The sequence below is a fragment of the Heyndrickxia sp. FSL K6-6286 genome (assembly GCF_038630395.1).
GTDB classification, from domain to species: Bacteria; Bacillota; Bacilli; order Bacillales; family Bacillaceae_C; genus Heyndrickxia; species Heyndrickxia oleronia.
In genome coordinates this window covers 3,399,257-3,419,691 of record NZ_CP152029.1, presented here as the reverse complement: position 1 = coordinate 3,419,691, position 20,435 = coordinate 3,399,257, and the positions used below count along the sequence as shown (strand labels likewise).

The 20,435-nt window shown below is 33.2% G+C and carries 19 protein-coding genes; 15 read left to right on the top strand and 4 right to left on the bottom strand.

Annotated features, from left to right (window positions below; all coding sequences use genetic code 11):
- Positions 1-25: 25 nt before the first annotated feature.
- The gene (locus tag MHI39_RS17185) at positions 26-637 is read right to left on the bottom strand and encodes a CPBP family intramembrane metalloprotease (RefSeq protein ID WP_280616419.1); all 612 of its coding nucleotides are present in this window, start codon (positions 635-637) and stop codon (positions 26-28) included.
- Between the two features lie 308 nt (positions 638-945).
- Positions 946-1,137, bottom strand: coding sequence for a DUF2187 family protein (locus MHI39_RS17180; protein WP_058002443.1), 192 nt, complete (start codon positions 1,135-1,137; stop codon positions 946-948).
- A gap of 268 nt (positions 1,138-1,405) precedes the next feature.
- On the opposite strand from MHI39_RS17180, the gene MHI39_RS17175 reads away from it, so the two are divergent.
- The 10 genes from MHI39_RS17175 to MHI39_RS17130 all read left to right on the top strand — a co-directional run bounded on the left by MHI39_RS17175 (position 1,406) and on the right by MHI39_RS17130 (position 10,054).
- Entirely contained in the window at positions 1,406-1,963 is a 558-nt protein-coding gene (locus tag MHI39_RS17175) for a hypothetical protein (protein WP_078111414.1), read from the top strand.
- A gap of 47 nt (positions 1,964-2,010) precedes the next feature.
- The gene (locus MHI39_RS17170; protein WP_058002445.1) at positions 2,011-2,205 is read left to right on the top strand and encodes a hypothetical protein; all 195 of its coding nucleotides are present in this window, start codon (positions 2,011-2,013) and stop codon (positions 2,203-2,205) included.
- Positions 2,206-2,351: 146 nt separating this feature from the next.
- Positions 2,352-3,248 (top strand): MoxR family ATPase, encoded by an 897-nt coding sequence (locus MHI39_RS17165; RefSeq protein WP_342541457.1) that lies wholly within the window; start codon positions 2,352-2,354, stop codon positions 3,246-3,248.
- Positions 3,248-4,441 carry a DUF58 domain-containing protein gene (locus MHI39_RS17160; RefSeq protein ID WP_078111413.1) on the top strand — a complete coding sequence of 398 codons (1,194 nt, stop codon included), beginning with the start codon at positions 3,248-3,250 and terminating at the stop codon, positions 4,439-4,441. The genes MHI39_RS17165 and MHI39_RS17160 overlap by 1 nt, the downstream gene beginning before the upstream one ends.
- On the top strand, positions 4,408-5,709 hold the full coding sequence (locus tag MHI39_RS17155; RefSeq protein WP_078111412.1) for a hypothetical protein: 1,302 nt from the start codon (positions 4,408-4,410) through the stop codon (positions 5,707-5,709). The genes MHI39_RS17160 and MHI39_RS17155 overlap by 34 nt, the downstream gene beginning before the upstream one ends.
- A 170-nt stretch (positions 5,710-5,879) precedes the next feature.
- On the top strand, positions 5,880-6,146 hold the full coding sequence (locus MHI39_RS17150; RefSeq protein ID WP_058002448.1) for a phosphocarrier protein HPr: 267 nt from the start codon (positions 5,880-5,882) through the stop codon (positions 6,144-6,146).
- Positions 6,146-7,864 carry a phosphoenolpyruvate--protein phosphotransferase gene (ptsP, locus tag MHI39_RS17145; protein WP_071976569.1) on the top strand — a complete coding sequence of 573 codons (1,719 nt, stop codon included), beginning with the start codon at positions 6,146-6,148 and terminating at the stop codon, positions 7,862-7,864. Before MHI39_RS17150 ends, ptsP begins: the two co-directional genes overlap by 1 nt.
- Positions 7,865-8,126: 262 nt before the next feature.
- Positions 8,127-8,912 carry an SDR family oxidoreductase gene (locus MHI39_RS17140; protein WP_259545869.1) on the top strand — a complete coding sequence of 262 codons (786 nt, stop codon included), beginning with the start codon at positions 8,127-8,129 and terminating at the stop codon, positions 8,910-8,912.
- A gap of 36 nt (positions 8,913-8,948) precedes the next feature.
- Entirely contained in the window at positions 8,949-9,812 is an 864-nt protein-coding gene (locus tag MHI39_RS17135; protein WP_259549558.1) for an NAD(P)-dependent oxidoreductase, read from the top strand.
- Between the two features lie 62 nt (positions 9,813-9,874).
- Positions 9,875-10,054: a hypothetical protein gene (locus tag MHI39_RS17130; protein WP_058002451.1), complete on the top strand. Its 180-nt coding sequence runs from the start codon at positions 9,875-9,877 to the stop codon at positions 10,052-10,054.
- Positions 10,055-10,108: 54 nt separating this feature from the next.
- On the opposite strand, the gene MHI39_RS17125 is transcribed toward MHI39_RS17130, so the two are convergent.
- Positions 10,109-11,263 carry an aminotransferase A gene (locus tag MHI39_RS17125; protein ID WP_259545868.1) on the bottom strand — a complete coding sequence of 385 codons (1,155 nt, stop codon included), beginning with the start codon at positions 11,261-11,263 and terminating at the stop codon, positions 10,109-10,111.
- Between the two features lie 281 nt (positions 11,264-11,544).
- Between MHI39_RS17125 and MHI39_RS17120 the strand changes: the two genes are divergently transcribed.
- Positions 11,545-12,048 (top strand): RDD family protein, encoded by a 504-nt coding sequence (locus tag MHI39_RS17120; protein ID WP_259545867.1) that lies wholly within the window; start codon positions 11,545-11,547, stop codon positions 12,046-12,048.
- A 379-nt stretch (positions 12,049-12,427) separates the two neighbouring features.
- Complete coding sequence (locus MHI39_RS17115) at positions 12,428-13,333, top strand: chemotaxis protein (protein WP_259545866.1); 906 nt, start codon at positions 12,428-12,430, stop codon at positions 13,331-13,333.
- A gap of 285 nt (positions 13,334-13,618) precedes the next feature.
- Here MHI39_RS17115 and MHI39_RS17110 read toward each other — a convergent pair whose 3' ends face one another.
- Complete coding sequence (locus MHI39_RS17110) at positions 13,619-14,083, bottom strand: YkyB family protein (RefSeq protein ID WP_251338029.1); 465 nt, start codon at positions 14,081-14,083, stop codon at positions 13,619-13,621.
- Positions 14,084-14,357: 274 nt separating this feature from the next.
- On the opposite strand from MHI39_RS17110, the gene MHI39_RS17105 reads away from it, so the two are divergent.
- From MHI39_RS17105 to MHI39_RS17095, 3 genes are all read left to right on the top strand, one after another.
- Complete coding sequence (locus MHI39_RS17105) at positions 14,358-14,816, top strand: MarR family transcriptional regulator (RefSeq protein WP_259545865.1); 459 nt, start codon at positions 14,358-14,360, stop codon at positions 14,814-14,816.
- The gene (locus MHI39_RS17100) at positions 14,813-17,941 is read left to right on the top strand and encodes an MMPL family transporter (protein ID WP_342539829.1); all 3,129 of its coding nucleotides are present in this window, start codon (positions 14,813-14,815) and stop codon (positions 17,939-17,941) included. Before MHI39_RS17105 ends, MHI39_RS17100 begins: the two co-directional genes overlap by 4 nt.
- 374 nt (positions 17,942-18,315) lie before the next feature.
- The gene (locus MHI39_RS17095) at positions 18,316-20,418 is read left to right on the top strand and encodes an EAL domain-containing protein (RefSeq protein WP_342539828.1); all 2,103 of its coding nucleotides are present in this window, start codon (positions 18,316-18,318) and stop codon (positions 20,416-20,418) included.
- Positions 20,419-20,435: the final 17 nt, after the last annotated feature.

Genomic DNA, 20,435 nt, shown 5'->3' with positions numbered 1-20,435 from the left:
ACAATCTTTTTATCTTCAGCCTATATTAGTGGAGTGGAAGGACAATGATTAATAATAAATCAAATATGACATGAGATACGACCAAAAGTGGAATGTTTTTTCTCCACAAATAAAGTGAACCCCAAAAAATACCACCGACCAATGCCGCTATGATTAAAATAATGTTTTCTGAATAGATGAAAATAGAGGCATTTAACATTGCTGTTATAAGGACAGGTAACCATCCTTGAATATGGTACATTAGTCTTTTTTGGACAAAGCCTCTCCAGAATATTTCTTCTCCAGGAGCCAAAACGAATACGAGCACAAAATAATGCCATATATATTTGGGTGAAAGTAGTTTATAAGTCTTTCCTATTTGTTTGTCTAGATAAGAGGATAAGAGTGAAAATAACCAATCACCAATCCAAAACACAAGATACAATACGACTCCGGATAATATACCGAGAAATAAATATTTCCCATTTGATTGTTCATCATGTGATTTATCACTGACAATTGAATAGCTAATTAATAGTAAAGAGGTGGCTGTGTATATGTACCAAAAAATTGAACGGTCATTAAAAGTAAGAAATAATAAGATATGCGCTAACAATATACCTATTATAAGCCTTATATCTGTTGCGCTTTGCTTCATATGTTAGAAACTCCCCTCGACATAACAATACATGACTACCATGGGATTTGGATAAATCTCCATTCAATAGTTCTTTTCTATATAAGAATACTTCAATGTACACATTTTATCAAAAACAAGCTATAAATGTAATGTCCATTGTTTGAATGAATAAAATGTCATTTAAAAGTAAGGCTCTTTCCATGTAGTTACTTTTTTGCAAACATGGTTGTTGCTTATGTAAAGTTTTAACTAGTAAAATGGGGGAATTCCGTCAGTTTCCTTCATTCCACAAAAAAATTGGCTAAATCTAGCCAATTTTTTTGTTTTTATGCATTTATAGATTCTTTGATGACGGTGTAGTTTTTATGGTTAACGACCGTTTTTTCCTCTAATTCAAGTTCGCGATAATTATCCATATATGTTAAATCAACAATTACTGAATTCTCATTTACTTTTTCAACAACGCCACGTAAACCGTCTTTAAATTCAATTACATTCCCTACATCGGCTATTTTCACTCTGACGTCCCCCGTTCATATTAAATTATGAATTATAAATTTTCAATCATCTCATTTACAGTTTGCACCATTTTATGAAAAGTTTCAAGTATAATGAATAAATAGATAAAGTGATACGGTTCCGTTGTTCTTTAGATACTTTGAAAATTTAAACAAGGGGTTATTATGTTAATTTTTCATAATAGTAAAGTGAATTTAAGGAACCATGTTAGATCAAAAAATGAAGAATCGATTGTTAAATGGTCCTTAGGAGGGGGATATATGATATATGATCAATAATGATAAAATTCGTTACTTTTTTATTTGTATTGCTATTTTATTTTTTATCTCTGCATTCTTTTTACCTGGAGTTATCATTATGCCGTTGAAAATTATTTTATTTTCATCTGGAGATGTCTTGTATTTTGGAATGGGAACAGAATTTTATATGTTTGGAATGATTGCATTTCTCTTTTTAGGATTAGCTTCTATACTATTTATTTTCAAAAAATGGATTTTAAGAATAATGGCAATTTTTTTGTGTTTAATTAGTATCACGTTTTTGATTTTATCAGTTGATGAATATTTCTATATACAAAAGGATGGTTTTACAATGAATGAATTCTCCTCTTTAGGAAAGCATTCTTTTATTCCCTGGGATAAAATAGAGGAGATTCAATACGTGTATAAAGCAAATGAAAACTCACCATTGAGAATTCAATTGAATTTGATTGATGGAAGTACATATAATATTCCTTTTAATGGATTTTCTGCAAACATGAAAAACATGCTCAGGGATTATGTCGCTCCCCATGGTGGGAAATTGGTTGATATAGATGAGGAATGATATAATCTTCTTAGATATTTTGTTAAACTTGTATTGAGGTGAGATAGTTGACGGAAGAAGAAATCAATGCTTCAATTGATCAATTACGTAAAGGTGAATTAACAGAGTTATATATTGATAATAAAGATTTCTATGATTTTCGGAAGATTTTAGTAGAACAAGAAGACTTTAAACACTTTCGTGGGATTGCCCAAAGAAACGGTCATGTAATCTATAAATATTTGGAAGATGCTAGGAGTTAAGAAGATACTTTGTGAAGTATCTTCTTTTTTGTGGCTGCTTTTTTACTTATTTTGAAAAATTTAGTATATTTATATTATACAGATAAAAAGGGGGATTAAAATTGAAGGATAAACTTTTCTTATTAAAACAAGAAGTATCCAAAGTTATGGTCGGAAGAGAAAAAGATATCGAATTATTAACTATTGCTCTCTTGCAAGGCGGGCATATATTACTAGAAAGTGTACCAGGTACTGGAAAAACACTCCTTGCTAAAACTTTTGCTAAATCTTTGGATGGAGAGTTCAAACGAATTCAATTTACACCAGATGTATTACCTACAGATGTAACGGGCATTCAGTTTTTTAATCCTAAAAGTCAAGAATTTGAATTACGTATTGGTCCAGTTAAGACGAACATTCTTTTAGCTGATGAAATTAACCGGGCAACTCCAAGAACCCAGTCCAGTCTGTTAGAGGTAATGGAAGAGCGTCAAGTCACTATCGATGGTGAAACAATTATTATAGATGAGCCATTTATGGTCATTGCTACACAGAACCCTGTAGAATCTCAACAGGGAACCTTTCCGCTCCCAGCTGCACAGTTAGATCGTTTTTTGATGAAAATTTCGATGAACTATCCTACATATGAAGAAGAAAGGGATATTTTAAGAAGATTTCAAAGTAATGAGCCTTTAACACAAGTAAAGACAATTTTAACAAGAGAAGAGTTTGTAGAACTTAGAAAGAATGTAAAAAACATTCTTGTAAATGAAGATGTCGAAAAATTCATGCTGTTAATTATTAGACAAACTAGACAGCATCCTGCAATTGAACATGGGGCTAGCCCGAGGGCAGCACTTGCCTTGCTAAAAGCGAGTCAAGGACATGCATTTATTCATGGTCGTGAGTATGTTACACCAGACGATGTGAAAGTTGTAGCACCATACGTGTTAAAGCATCGTTTGTATTTATCCATTGAAGCATCTTTAACAAATACAATTGAAGATATCTTCGAAGAGATTATGAAGGAAGTTCCAACTCCAGTTGAGTCAGGAGTGGTGTAATGGAATGGAGAAAAGAAGTAATTATTAACCGAAATTTAAATTTTGCCCGTTCAACATTAATCATTCTCATTATATTAACCTTTTTATTTGGGGATAAATGGCTACTTTTTATTCTATTAACCGCAGTGATTCTCTTATTTATTCATCATGCCTATATTTCTGTGCTCGGACGAGATTTACATTTAGAAAATGATAAAGAAATAACAAGAATGAACATAGACGATGAAGGTGCATGGCTATTTACATTTAAAAATAAAGGGGTTCCTATTGTAAAAGGAAGCTTAAATATTGCTTTTGATGATTGTATTGAACCGACCACTTATCCATATGTTAAAAATCGGTCTTTTTTAGAAATTTCTATTCCCTTCAAGGCATGGACGAATGAACAGGTCGAGGTGAGAGTTCCTTTTTCAGCGGTAAAAAGAGGCATTTCACATATCTATAAATTTGAAATAAAGGTTAACCACTTATTTGGAAGTGGGGCCATCATTTTGAATTACAACGGTATTATTAAAAAGAAAAAATTAGTTTATCCAAATAGAAAGATAGTCCAATCACTCAAAGAACCTTCTGTCTTATTTCATGGTTATCAGGATGTCCGGAATTCGCTATTTTTTGATCCACTCCAACCGGTTGGAACCCGGGAGTATATTAAAGGAGATTCCTTTCAGCATATTCACTGGAAAGCAACAGCAAGAATGCAGCAGCTACAAACAAAGGTATTCCCACATTCAGGAGCTAGGCATTGGCTATTAATTTTGAATATTTCAGAAGGACATTCCATTAATCGTGATTTGGAAGAATTAATTAGTTATACAGCTTTTTTAATTGAACATGCAGTAAAGGAAAACATACCTTTTGCAGTTGCTATAAATATACGCACCCATAGTGACATTCCTTATTTTTATCTTTCCGAAGGTGAAGGAAGAATTCAGAGACAAAAAGCATTTGAAATACTTTCTATGCTTTCTATCCACTCCTTTCCTTTTCCACCACATTTAATGTTAAAGGATATTGAAAAAAGAGGTTCTTCTGTCCCAATTATCATCTATATTGGCAATCAAAATACTGCCAGTAACAATGTTCTATTGTCTTTAAAAATGAAAAAATCAACCATTTTTGAATTGGAAAATGCCAATGGACAAGGAGTAATGAAAGAATGGAGTCAGGTGCCATGCAAAAGAAGCGGATAAATTGGATTTGGATTTGGGGAGTTTTAAAAACTTTCATTAGTGAGGCAATTTTATTAGCGATCTTGTTATTTCCTGTTCGTTTAAATAATCATGTCTTTACAATCAGTTGGGCATTTTTAATTATTATGATTGGAGCACTAATAATTACCTTCATCCTAACAGCCGGTAATAAACAAAGAGTTCAAAAACTTTACTATATCATTTCTATACCAATTATGATTATTGCTTCACTAATTACCGGAATCCCAATATGGGCAATGATCATTATGGTTATCTTTAGTCAATGGCGACTTTATAAATTATTGCCAGAGGATTTTGATGATGAATATTTTGATAATCGAAATGGATTACTATTAACAACGATCCTTGTCGGTGTAACCATGTATGGAATTGGAATGTATTTAGAGTTTGTACAAAATGATTCACTATTATTATTTATATTATTACAACTTTTTTTATTAACTTATGGAACTTTTATTAAGAATTATTTCCAAGTTAACTTTAAAAGAGTTTCACCGATGTTTCTTATGGCAGTCATTATATTTATTATACCTCTTGGAGTCGCCGTTGTTTTAACCTTATTAAGTGGACCGATAAGATTAGGTTTTCTTTCAATAATTTCTCTTATTTTTAGCGGAGTAGCTATTACGGTTGGCCCTATTTTATCTAAATTCTTTGATCTAGTTAAAGATAATGCAGACACGGGATATGAGAAAATGAAAGTGGAAAACATGAATGGAGAACCAACGGTTGAACAAGGGAAAAGTGTCATTGAAAGAATAGAACCAGATAGCAGTATTTTTTATTTAATCATCTTCATAGCTTTTGTCCTCTTCGCGATTTGGGCATTTATTAAGTTCCGTCGTTTTCAAGTATCTAATGAAGAGAGGAATGATGGAAAGGAGTTAACCATTAGGAAATTATTTAAGAAAGCCACTAATCCTTCATCAGAGGTATTAATTAATCCTAATTATTCAAAATCATCACATCAAATTAGAAAAAGTGTAAATGATTTGGAGAGACTTGCTTTGAAGAAAAAGTTAGGACGATACACCTCAGAATCTGCACGAGAATGGTTTATTCGAATAGAAATAAATTGTACAAATAAGTGGATTGAAATATATGAAAAGGTTCGATACGGGAAGGAAGAAATTTCTGCAACGGATGTAGATTTATTTTTAACTGAATACAAAAGTATTAAGGCACAGCTTAAAGAAATAAAGCCAAGTAAAAATCAAGATGATGGAATTCATAACCTTTCAGAATAATGTAATACTACTATTGAGCAATTGATTTGTCATCATGAAAAAGGAGTGTTATTCTTTTAACTTGGAAAATCTAGTTTGTTCATATAAAATATTATTGACGAAATAAATTAGGTCATTTATTTTAATATGGAGAAACATTAATCATTTAATAGGATAAAGGAGTTTTTATAATGGCACAAAAACAATTCAAAGTTATTGCAGATACTGGTATCCATGCACGTCCAGCAACATTACTTGTACAAACAGCAAGTAAATTTGATTCTGAAATCCAATTAGAGTATAACGGAAAACAAGTGAACTTAAAATCAATCATGGGTGTCATGTCTCTTGGAATTGGTAAAGATGCACAAATTACTATTAGTGCAGAAGGTAGTGACGAAGCAGATGCATTAAACAGCTTAGAAGAATTATTGAAAAAAGAAGGTCTAGCTGAGTAATGTCTACGATCCTAAAAGGAATAGCAGCTTCTAACGGAATTGCTATTGCAAAAGCGTATCGATTAGTCGAACCGGATCTTACATTTGCTAAATCAACGATAGATGATCTTGATAAAGAGATCTCTCGTTTTAAAGATGCGATTGCTGCATCAACTTCTGAACTAGAAACCATTCGAGACCATGCTAATAAAAAATTGGGTGCAGATAAGGCAGCAATTTTTGATGCCCATCTTCTTGTACTTAATGATCCAGAGCTATTAACTTCTGTAGAAGATAAAATTAAAAATGAAAAAGTCAATGCAGAAAGTGCATTAAAAGATACAACTGATATGTTCATTATGATGTTTGAACAAATGGAAAATGAATATATGAGAGAACGTGCTGCAGATATTCGTGATGTTAGAAAACGAGTATTAGCACATTTACTAAATGTGAAAATTCCTAATCCTAGCTTAATCAATGAAGAGGTAGTTGTTGTCGCTGAAGATTTAACTCCTTCAGACACGGCTCAATTAAATCGTGATTTTGTTAAAGGATTTACAACAAATATTGGTGGTCGTACTTCGCACTCTGCTATTATGGCTCGTTCTCTTGAAATTCCTGCGGTAGTTGGAACGAAGGAAGTCACAGCTAAAATCAATAATGGAGATATTGTAATTATTGATGGTTTAAACGGTGAAGTACATATTAATCCAACACCAGAAATTGTGGAGCAATATAAGAAAGAAAAGGAAAAGTTTGAAATTCAAAAAGCCGAGTGGGCGAAGTTAGTGAATGAAAAAACCGTTTCAAAAGATGGTCATCATGTTGAACTAGGCGCCAACATTGGTACGCCAAATGATCTGCAGGGTGTTGTGGAAAATGGCGGGGAAGCTGTCGGCTTATATCGTACAGAATTTTTGTATATGGGAAAAGACCAGTTTCCAACTGAAGAGGAACAATTTGAATCTTATAAGAAAGTCTTAGAAGGTATGAAAGGTAAGTCTGTCGTAGTTCGTACATTGGATATCGGTGGCGATAAAAAACTTCCTTATCTTAAATTACCAGAGGAAATGAATCCATTCCTAGGTTTCAGAGCTATACGACTATGCTTAGAAGAACAAGATATGTTCCGTACACAGTTACGCGCGTTATTACGTGCCAGTGTTTATGGAAACTTAAAGATTATGTTCCCAATGATTGCAACTTTAAATGAATTCCGCCAAGCAAAAACAATTTTATTAGAGGAAAAAGAGAAGCTTGTTTCCGAAAATATACCTGTTTCAGACCAAATTGAAGTTGGAATAATGGTTGAAATTCCTTCTACAGCTGTCCTAGCTGATCAATTTGCTAAGGAAGTTGATTTCTTTAGTATTGGTACAAATGATTTAATTCAGTATACAATGGCTGCAGATCGTATGAATGAACAAGTTTCTTATCTATATCAACCATATAACCCAGCTATTTTACGTCTAGTTAAAATGGTCATTGATGCTTCCCATAAGGAAGGTAAATGGACAGGTATGTGTGGTGAAATGGCCGGAGATGAAATTGCAATTCCGATTCTTCTAGGTCTTGGTTTAGATGAATTCTCTATGAGTGCATCTTCAATCTTAAAAGCTCGTTCACAAATTCGTGGACTGAATAAATCGGATATGGAGAAGTTAGCTGAGCAAGTTTTACAATTTCAAACTAATGATGAGGTAATTGAAGCTGTAAAAAAAGTTACATCCATGTAATTGATTTGTAAAAGAAAAAAGGTTTAATACGATTAAAAGGGTGGTAAAAATAAATATCTCGAGGAACTTAATATACTGGTAACTTGAGGTACCATTTCTTTCTCATTTTTTCCCCCTTTTTTTATACTTGCAGATGATTATTCAATCATCTGTCTTTTTTTGTTTAAATTCTTATCTAATCATTACTGTTTACTGTATTAATTCAAATAGATGAAATTTTCCGTATGCTTGGTTTATACTGAGAATAAAGGAGGAATGTTGGATGGAACTAGGATTAAAAGGAAAAACAGCATTAGTTATGGCTTCAAGTCAAGGCCTGGGAAAGGCAATAGCAGAAGGCTTTGTAAAAGAAGGAGTAAATGTTCTAATTGCAAGTCGTAATGTGGATCAATTAAAAATAGTTAAAGAAGAGCTTTCTTCTCTAGGGGATGCGAAAGTTGACTATATTGGTTGTGACATTACAAAACCAAATCAAATTGAAGCGATGATTCAAAAATTAACAACAGAATATGGAGCATTGGATATTTTAATCAATAATGCTGGTGGTCCTCCAGCAGGAAGTTTTGAAGATCTGACAGATGATGAGTGGCAACAATCATTTGAACTTAATTTACTATCTTACATACGCATTATTCGAGGAGCATTACCACTCTTGAAGCTTAATGGTGGAAAAATTATTAATATAGCTTCGTCGTCTATTAAGGAACCAATATCTGGGCTAATTCTATCCAACACATTCAGAACAGGTATTGTAGGTCTATCTAAAACATTAGCAATGGAATTAGCTAAATATAATATTCTTGTTAATACGGTTGGGCCTGGAAGAATTGCCACTGACCGTGTGAAACATTTAGATGAATTAAATGCAAAGAAAAATGGGTTAACTATTGAAGAAATTGAAGAAAGTGAAAAAGAAACCATTCCATTAGGACGTTATGGTAAACCTGAGGAGTTTGCGAATATGGTTGTATTTTTAGCATCAGAAGCGAACTCTTATGTAACAGGAAGTAGTTTCCTTGTAGATGGTGGAAAGATTAAATCTATTTAACGATTTTTGAAAATGGGGGAATGACTTTTGAACAAAATGAAGCCAATAATCGGTTTTATAGGAACTGGTATTATGGGAAAAAGCATGATTTCACATTTATTACATGCTGGTTATGATGTATGGATTTACAACCGCACAAAAGAAAAAGCAATGGAACTCATCGAGCAAGGGGCACATTGGTGTAATGCTCCAAAAGAAGTGGCAAATCACTCAAATGTTATTATCACAATGGTCGGCTACCCTTATGATGTTGAAGAAGTGTATTTCGGCTCAGAGGGTATATTGGAAAATGCCCAGAAGAATTCAATTTTTATGGATATGACCACTTCAACACCGACGCTTGCGAAAAGGATTGACCAAGCTGCAACAGAAAAGGGCTTATATTCTTTAGATGCTCCAGTTTCCGGAGGAGATATAGGAGCAAAAAATGGAACACTTACAATTATGGTTGGGGGAAGCCAAGAGGTGTACGACAAAGTACTACCTATTCTATCATGCTTTGGGAAGAATATTGTGTATCAAGGAGAAGCGGGTGCTGGACAGCATACGAAAATGTGTAATCAAATTGCCATAGCTACAAATATGATCGGTGTTTCAGAGGCGCTCATCTACGCAAAAAGAGCAGGATTAGATCCTGAAAAAGTTTTAAAATCGATTAGTGCTGGTGCAGCAGGCAGTTTTTCCTTAACAACATATGCTCCGAGGATGTTGGCAAATGATTATTCACCTGGCTTTTTTATAAAGCACTTTATTAAAGATATGGGAATTGCATTAGAAGAGGCTGAAAAGATGGATCTTGAGTTGCCTGGCCTTGCTCTAGCTAAAAAGATGTATGATCAATTAGTGGAATTAGGAGAAGAAAATAGCGGCACACAAGCATTGATAAAATATTGGGAATAAAAATGAGTCTTCCTCAACAAACTATCAATGAAGAACTTTAAAACGGTTTGGAGGAAGAATGAATGGCAAAACGAACAAAGAAAAATGATGCTGATCAAAAAAATAAAAAAGGCTTTGATTCTGCAGTGTTGAATGAGGAATTCGCTCATGAGATGGGTAGTGCTGCTGCAAATAAAATTCATAAAGATAAGGCCAAGAAGGAAAAAGCAGGAAAGAATAACGGGAAATATAAAGGGCAATAGAAAGAAAAAGAGTTGTCTAATAGGGGGACTATCCCTACTAGACAACTCTTTCTTCTAGTTCTTTGCATTTAAAAAGTTCTCTATTCGATCTAATCCTATTTGAAGTACTTCCTTTGAACAAGCATAGGACAATCTGAAGTATCCTTCCCCATATGTTGAAAATGCACTACCAGGTACAATAGCAACCTTTCCCTTTTTTGCTAAATTTAATGCGAAATCAAAGGAAGTAGTTTGCAAATGATTAGGGACTTTCACAAAAAAGTAAAATGCACCGTCTGGCTTTACAAACTGTAGTCCCATCTTCATTAATCTCGCACTTACATATTCCCGTCTTTCAAAATACTCGTTTTTCATTGACTCTGCATCGTTGATTCCTACTGTTAACGCTTCATAAGCAGCTTTTTGAGAAATGGAAGAGATACATGATACATTGTATTGATGGACCTTTAATATATGCTTACATAAATATTCTGGCGCGAAGAGAAAGCCTACTCGCCAACCGGTCATAGAGTGAGACTTTGATAAACCATTAATAACAATTGTTTGGTCCCTCAATTCGTTTGCAATTGAATAGTGTTTATCTGTATAAACGAGCTCACTATATATTTCATCCGCAATAATAAATATATTTTTACCTTTTAAAAGTGTTGCAATATCCTTCAATTCTTCTTGATTCAAGCTAACTCCAGTAGGATTTGAAGGGTAGGGTAGAATAATGCATTTTGTTCGTTTATTTAAAAATGGTTTTATTTTTTCAGCAGTTAATTTAAAATCACTATCTCTTGTATCAATATGTACTGGTGTGCCTCCACAGATTCGAATGAGGGGCTCGTAGCCAGGGTAAATTGGTCCAGGTAATAACACCTCGTCCCCTTCAGATAAAATGGTTCTTAATGTAATGTCAATTGCCTCACTTGCACCTACAGTCGCAATCACTTCATTTTCAGGACGGTAATTAAGGCCATATTTTATTGATAGAAACTGACTCGCAGCTTTTCTTAATTCTAAATAGCCTGCATTATGTGTATAAGATGTAAAATCATTCGTTATAGCAGATATGCCAGCTTTTTTTACATGTTCAGGAGTAGGGAAATCAGGTTGACCGATTGTGAAGGATATTAAATCTTCTATATCATTAACCATATTGAAAAATTTTCTAATCCCAGAGATTTCAATATCTAAAACATTTTTATTAAGTAAGTGCTCCATGATCTTCACCCTTTATGAATTATTAACGCTTTTCATCATTAAAACTTACTCCAGATTAAGGAGGTTTAAAAATTTCGGATTAAGAATTCATCTAGTCATTACAAATGAGTTTTATATTGGATACGTCAATTGGATAAATACTAGATGTGTCTGTTACAATATTTTATCATGACTCTTTATAATGTTCATGATAGAATAAGAGAAAAATAATAGAAATGGTTATTTTATCTACGAATAATGCCATTTTAGATTTTCATCGTTGTTTTCATCATAGGAGGAGAATGGTAGTGGACGTAGGATTAGAAAAACAAGAAAAAGAGTATGCGGGTTTTTGGATAAGATTTGGTGCGTATTTAATAGATGGTATCATTTTAAGTATCCCTTTGGCCATTTTTATGATCATTTTTTCATTGATATTTTTAGGTGAAATTGTATTTTTAAATCCGACTTCATCTCAATTTGAAGCAGAACTATCAGGACCAAAAGTTGTATCGTTTTTAGCCACTTATTTTATTTTCTGCTTGGTTGCTCTATTCGGTTCAATGGCCTATTTTGCTGGTTTTCAATCATCCAAAATGCAAGCCACACCTGGGAAGCTTCTATTTGGATTAAAGGTTGTAGATATCCAAGGCAATCGTATTACCTTTTGGCGTGGATTGGGTCGATATTTTGCAATGATACTTTCTGGTATCTTTTATATCGGCTATATTATTGCTGCGTTTACAGAAAAAAAGCAAGCCTTGCATGATATGATTGCTGGAACTTATGTTATAAAAGCTAAATAATAGGATGAGATAAAATTATCATCTTCTAAATAGAGTGTTTTTAGTTAAGGGGTGACCTCAAATATGTACATTGTCTAGAGTAGAATTTTAAGCTAGATAGTGTAATATGGGGTTGCCCCTTTACTCTTTGAAATCGATATTTTTATAATTTATCCTGTGCTAGTAGTATTACAGGATAAATCAATTAGGTAAAAAGTCCTGTTTTATTTTAGTTGAAAATTTATCAATTGCTAAAAATACCCGTAAATTCAGTATTCCTTTTTATATTTTATACAGATGGGAACTTTGGTTTAGAAAACTTCCTAAAAAAATGGCAAAGACGTGTGCTGGTTTTCATGGTATATTAACTGTAGATTGATCAGTGAGAGGAAGTATGGAGATGGAAATTAGCAATGGAATATTATTAGATAGTGGGACTAATGAACTAGAAATTATTGAATTTGAAGTAGGACATAGTAGATTTGGCATTAATGTTATTAAGGTAAAGGAAATTATTCTACCAATTCCGGTAACATTTATTCCTCATTCACATCCATATATAGAAGGAATCATCCAATTACGTGGGGAAGTATTACCTGTGGTGGACTTGAAAAAGGTGTTGCAGCTTGGAAATTCAGCAACCACAGAAAATGAAAAGTATATCGTTACTGAATTCAATCAACAAAAGGTAGTATTTCATGTACATAATGTTTCACAAATACATAGGATATCTTGGGGACAGATTGAAAAACCTTCAGATATGTATTCAGGGGATACAACACAAATTATCGGTGTGATAAAACAAAATGATCATATGATTTTAATGTTAGACTTTGAACGAATAATTACAGAGATTAATCCTGAAACCGGAATTAATAAAAACACAATTAAAAAGCTTGGTACAAGAGAACGTTCCTCTAAAAAAGTGGTTGTTGCAGAGGATTCGGCACTTTTAAGAAAATTAATTTATGATACTTTATTTGAAGCAGGATATGAAAATGTCGAGTTTTTTGAAAATGGAAAGGATGCTTATAACTATTTAGAAGCGATTGTTTCAGATGGGAAGAGGATAGAAGAAGAAGTTCAATTGGTCATTACCGATATTGAAATGCCACAAATGGACGGACATCATTTAACGAAAAAAATTAAAGACGATAATCAACTATCCAAATTACCAGTCATTATTTTCTCCTCACTAATTACAGAAAGCTTGAGACATAAAGGAGAAATAGTTGGAGCGGATGATCAAGTAAGTAAACCAGAAATAATGGAATTAATTTTAAAAATGGATAAGTATATTCTTTAGATGAGTAAAGAGATGTTATAAGTGAAAGGGAAAAAGGACTTCATACGTGAACTGCACCCCAATTGTTAGACACAACTAACAATTGGGGTGCAGTTCAACGATGGAGTCCTTTTTTTATGCTTTTTACATATCGTTTGTTGTCTTTATATATGGCCGTCTGCCGGCTTTAAATGCAGCGCTTTTTTGGAAGTTTCCTGCTCTTTTTCAAGTGAAATGGAGTGACATTCAGTTGCTATTTAAACTTAAAACATTCAATAGCAACATTGTTTGAGAAAAGAGTCTTTTTTAATAACTGTCTCCTAATTTTTTAAAAACAGGTTTGGTTGGTTTTGGATATTTTCTTTGGGAATTGGATCGATGATTGATTTCTTGCAGTCCCGTGTATTTTTCCAATAGCTGTTTTGCTTGATTTAAGGGCATTCGACATTTTGGATTCTTAGATGAATGATCTAGCTTGCCAAGGTGTGGAAGTGCTTCAAAATCCTGTTTTGAAGGGGGAATATGGAAAGAGTATTCACCACATTGAACAAGGACATCAGACTGTTGTTGACTAAATTTAGGGTTTTCGGAAAAATGCAGTCCGATTTTTTTTGCTTTTCCTTGAAAAAGCATTTTTTCGATCGCTGTTTTCTTTAATTTATACAAATATTTTGGATTTGTCGCTGTTTTTGCATGGCGATTAACAGTGAATATCGCTTGTGAGAGGTTCACAATTGTAGGTTGTAAGGTTGTGGAAGAATACAAACTCAAACAAAGAACTCCTTTCATTAGGTAATTGTCCTTATTATACTACTTATTTATTTTATTGCAAAGTGTACGACAAACTGTCTTTATAGGAATCATTTGTAAACTGTATGGGTTCTATTCAAAAAAAGGGGATATACCGCAAACTGTCTTTTCTGGAACATATGCGGATAAAAGTAAGTTCAAATTTGATCAAACCATTTTGTTTTTCAATATATTGACAATTCAGATTCAATTAAATATAGTTAATATTGTTAATTGTTTAGGGAGTGAACTAAATTTGGATAAAAATAAAGTAAAATTGTTAATCAAGCGTTATGAAGATGTGTATTTATTTGCTACAAAGAGAATTTCCTCTATCATGTCGGATCAAGTGTTTAATGACTTGTCGCTTGAGCAATTTGCTATATTACGAATCTTGTATCATCGAGATTCAATGAGAGCATCAGAATTAGCAGAAATTTTAGGGGTAAATAAGAGTGCAATTACGGTGAAAGTTGAAAAACTTGAAAAAAAATGTCTAATTACTCGAGAAAGAGATCAAGAAGATCGACGCAATATACATCTCCATCTATCAGAAAAAGGCCAAAGGGTTTATAAAGACGGCGAAACGAAAATTGAAAACTTTGTTTCGTCATACTTAAATGAATTAGATCCAAGGGATTTTGAATTGTTTATTAATCTTTATGAAAAAATACTGACAATTATTCAGAAGGATAGGAAGGAGTCTATAGGATGAAATTAATCGTACGTTTCAGATGGATTGTATTGGCTCTGTGGATTGTTGCAGCTGCAGTCTTAGCTTTTACCGCACCTGGAATGGAACAACTTGTTCGTGAAAAAGGTCAAATAGCAGTACCTGATGGCTATCCGTCAACATTGGCAGACGACATTATGAAGAAGCATTCCAATGGAAATACTCATTCTGAGGATTTTATCATAGTTTTTCATAGTAAAAGCAAATTGAACACTGAGCAGACCATAAATATTGAGAAAACAATTAATCATTTAAAAAATGATAAAGAAAAATTGGGCATTAATGAAATTACTAGTCACTTCGATCAAAAAGATTTAAAAAACCAACTCGTTTCAAAAGACGGTAAGACAGTACTAACTATTTTATCCGTTGATATGGAAAACAAAGAAGTACAGGATGTTCGTGATAAATTAAACCAAGCAATAAAAACCCCAGATGTTGAAACAATGATGACCGGTGATGGATTAATCAATGAAGATGTAATAATAAGCTCACAGAACGGTTTAAAGAAGACGGAAATTATCACAGTCGTATTCATTTTACTCGTTTTAATATTGGTATTTCGTTCGGTTGTTGCACCTATTATTCCACTAGTAACGGTCGGGATGACTTATCTTGTTAGTCAATCGGTTGTCGCATTTTTAGTAGATAAACTTAATTTTCCTCTTTCGAATTTCACACAAATTTTTCTAGTAGCTGTTCTTTTTGGGATTGGCACAGATTATTGTATATTACTGCTTAGCCGTTATAAGGAAGAACTTTCAAATGGCAATGACACATTAAGTGCAATTTTGGCTACATATAAAAGTGCAGGGAAAACCGTAATATATAGTGGTTTAGCTGTCATGATTGGCTTTGCATCGATCGGCTTTGCAAGTTTTAAATTATATCAATCTGCATCCGCAGTTGCGATTGGAGTAATATTTTTATTAATTTCACTACTTACAATTGTTCCATTTTTTATGGCTACTTTAAAAAAGAAATTATTTTGGCCAATTAAAGGGAATATCTCACATTCACAAAGTAAGCTTTGGGGCTGGATGGGGAATTTATCGATCACTCGACCGCTTATAGCTTTATGCATAGTGGCAATATTTACTGTTCCACTGATCATTTCATATGATGGTGATCTTTCGTTTAATTCCTTAGATGAAATTGGAGAGGAATATGAATCAGTGAGAGCTTTTAATCTAGTAGCAGATAGTTTTGGTCCCGGTGAAATGATGCCGATTAAAGTTGTGATTGAAAATGATGAATCAGTAAAATCAAAAGAATACCTTGCGATTATTGAAAAATTAAGTAATGAACTTTCACAGACAATCCATGTGGAGAAGGTTCGAAGCGCAACAAGACCTGTAGGGGACCTTATGGAGGATCTATATGTTAAAAATCAAGTAAATACCCTAAGCGACGGTTTAAATGAAGGGAACAATGGGATCGGAACAATTAAAGAAGGTTTAAGTGAGGCAGCAAAATCACTCTCAGAATCTACTCCTAAACTAAAAGAAGCAACAGATGGAATTGGTGATCTACAGTCTGGCACCTTAAAATTACAATCTGGTCTAGGCGGATTACAAGATGCTCTTTCGCAAATTGAATCAAATATGCGTAAAACTGGTGCAGGTACAAATGAAATTAAAGCTGGAATAATCGAAGCAAAGAAACAAGCTATCCAATTAAAAAATGCGGCGAATGAGCTTCTAACTAATTACCAAAAGATGCAAAAGGGTATAGCTATTCTTTCACAGAATTATAACAATCAAATCTATCCAGGTTTAGAATCTATTAGTAATGAATTAACAAACTTAAATAATAATTTTATAGCTTTAGAGAATAAATACTCAGAATTATTATCTGATAATGATTATCTGAAAATTAAATTAACGATACAAGGGAGTTCTAGTCAGCTTGAAAGTCAACTACTTCCAGGAATAAAAACCTTAAATGTAAACCTTACTAATACGAGTACAGGTTTATCACAAGCGAATATGGGATTAAATGGGATCATAACTGGTTTATCAAAGTTCGCAAGTGGATTTGATCCCATAATCACAGGTCTTGATCAAATAGAAATTGGAATTACGAAGCTTGCTTCAGGTCAAAATCAAGTCATTCAGGAATTACCAGAGTTCTCAAATGGACTTAAACAAATTGCAGATGGTCAAAAACAACTTCAAAATGGCTTTAGTCCCTTAGATGGACAAATGAGTCAACTTTCAAATGGTCTTAATCAAAGTGCAGAAGGATTAGGAAAGATTGAGTCAGGAATTAATGATGCCAATTCATTTTTAAGTAAAATGTCTCAGGAAACTACAATCCAGAATTCTGGTATTTATATTCCAGATGAATTGATGGAGAACAAGGAGTATCAACAAGTATTTGATACGTATCTTTCGGAAGATGGTAAGGTGACGACAATCGATTTAGTATTAAATGAAAATCCATATTCAAATAAAGCAATGAGGTCTGTTGATGATATAGAAAATACAATTCATTCTACTTTAAAAGGAACGAAGCTTGAAAATGCTCATATTGGGATAGCAGGTATTACAAGTATGAATCATGACCTCGAAAATATGTCTAATTCAGACTATAATCGAACAGTAATGTTTATGATTTCTGGAATAACCATTATTTTAATCATTTTACTACGTTCGTTAATCATGCCTATTTATTTAATTGCTTCTTTACTATTAACTTATTATTCTTCGGTGTCCATTACAGAGTTTGTATTTGTTAATATACTAGGGCATTCCGGTATTAGCTGGGCCGTACCATTTTTCGGTTTTGTTATCATTATGGCTTTAGGTGTAGATTACTCAATATTTCTAATGGATCGGTTTTCGGAATATCGCCATTTGGATATTAAGGAAGGCCTACTAATAGCTATGAAAAATATGGGTACAGTCATTATTTCAGCAGCAATTATCCTAGCAGGCACATTTGCAGCTATGCTCCCTTCAGGAGTAATGTCTTTGCTACAAATAGCAACGATTGTATTATCAGGATTATTATTTTATGCATTTATTATTTTGCCACTTTTTGTACCTGTTATGGTTAGAACACTTGGTAAAGGAAATTGGTGGCCATTTATCTCAAATAAATAAAATGGCAAATGGGGCTTTCCTTTTTATAGGATTGCCCTTTTTTGAATTCATTTTTATCTTTAAGTACGTTCATTCTTCATCCAACACAATGCCTTGTCTCTTTTTAGGAATATCCTTAAACTACAGAAATTAAAGTTGTATTTTATTTGTAGTTTGTTGTATGACTAAAAGGCATAAGTGCTTTTACTGTGAATTCGATCACAACTCCAAAATCATGAGAATTTGTTATATTTTTTCATTTTAACCTACCCATTTCTAAAAATACCTTGTAAAATAGACATAATACATAGATAGTAAAAAAGTTATAGATAAAATTTCAATACACAAACTTCTCCATTTATGGATTGGAACAACAGGGGTAAAAGGATGAGAGTATGGATCAGATAAATAGTAGACCAATAACAAAATATATGAAACATCCTAATAATCAATTTGAAGAGAAGATGATTAAAGATATTTTTTTCACCCAGTTATCTGACATGATTTTTATCATGAAAGTGGATTCCGAAAAGAAATTTCGTTATGCCTTTGCCAATGAAAAAGCATATGAGCATGCCAATTTAACTCAAGAAGATATGGGGAAGTCTTTGGAAGAGGTATTGCCTGAAGATCGTGCAAGCCATCTATACCATTATTATAATCAGGTAATAAATACAGGAGAAGTTATTGTATATTCTGATGATATAGAAGATCAAGATGGTCAGAAAAGAAGTTTTGAATCGCGATTAAATGGAATTAAAGACCATGAAGGAAAAATTAGTTATATCGTATCAATTACACGCGATATTACTTCAACAGTTATTGAAAAAAAGCAACTAATGGAATCAAAAGAGATCTATCAATCATTGATTGTGCATAATTTAGACGCCATTTTATCGGTGAACGAAAAAGGTAGGATATTAAATGCTAATCCTGCTAGTCAGAAGCTTTTAGGATGGGGTCATGAAGATTTGGTGGATCGTTCGATTTATGATTTTATTGATAAGGATGGAGTATCGAAAATTTACGGAGTGATGGAGAAAACCCTTGAAGGGGAACCTCAAGAGATTTCCGATTGTACGTTCTTTGGAATGAGTAATCGTAAAATCAATACCCAGTTAAAAACGGTTCCAATTATTGTCCATGAGCATGTTGTAGGAATTTATGTCATTATTCGTGATCTTACTGAGAAATTGCAAAATACAGAGAAGATTCATTATATGGCTATGCATGATCATTTAACTGGATTGTGGAATCGAAAAGCCCTTATGGAACATATGCAAAATGAGATTATAAATTCAAAAAAGATAAACCGAAATTTTGCTATTTTATACATGGATATTGATCGTTTTAAATATTTTAATGATACCCTAGGTCATCAAGCTGGTGATTTATTATTAAAAGAAACGGCTGATAGACTATTAAATTTAAAAGCTACAGGTTTTCGTGTATATCGACTGGGTGGCGACGAGTTCGTAGTTTTACTAGCCGAAAGGGAAAAATGGGAAGTCCAAAAGTTTGCTCAAAGTATATTAGATTTATTTCATGTCCCATATAATATTAATGGTCAAGATTATTATGTCACGCCATCAATAGGAATTAGCCTGTTTCCTACAGATGGCCACGATACAGAAACATTAATTAAAAATGCGGATAGTGCACTTCTCCAAGTGAAGGAAAAAGGAAAAGGTCATTTTAGATTTTATCGTTCGGATATGAATGAAGCATTTCCAAACTATATATTAATGGAATCACATTTACGTAAAGCGATCGATATGAATGAGTTTGTTATGCATTATCAACCTCAGGTCCATTTGAAAACGGGGAAAATTAAAACATTTGAAGCATTATTAAGATGGCAAAATCGAAAATTTGGTAATGTGCCACCTGGACAGTTTATTCCTTTAGCTGAGGAAACTGGATTGATTATTCCTATTGGAGAATGGGTTATCCATAGTGTTTGCCAACAACTAGCTAATTGGAGAGAAAAAGGGCATCAAGATATAAGGATAGCCGTAAATATATCGCCCAAACAATTCCTACAATCAAATTTACCGGAGGTCATTCAACAAGCGTTAATAGAAAATCAATTACCTGCTTCCTCATTGGAAATAGAAATAACTGAAGGAGCGATGGAGGATACGAGGGCAGCCCTTTCTATGTTACAGCGCTTAAAAGAATTAGGAGTTATCATTTCCGTCGATGATTTTGGTACAGGATACTCCTCATTGAAGTATTTAAAAAGTTTTCCTATTGATATTTTGAAGATTGATCAGTCTTTCGTACGTGAAATTCAAATTAATGAAAAAGATGCAGCTATTACAAAAACGATTATTCACCTGGCACATAATTTAGGTATGGAAGTCATTGCTGAAGGTGTTGAGGAGAAAGATCAGGTCCAATTTTTAGTTTCCGTAGAATGCCAAAAAGCTCAAGGATATTATTTCAGCCGTCCTGTTACTGCGGAGGAAATTGAACAAAAAGTATTATATGCCTAGTGAAATAAAAGAAAATG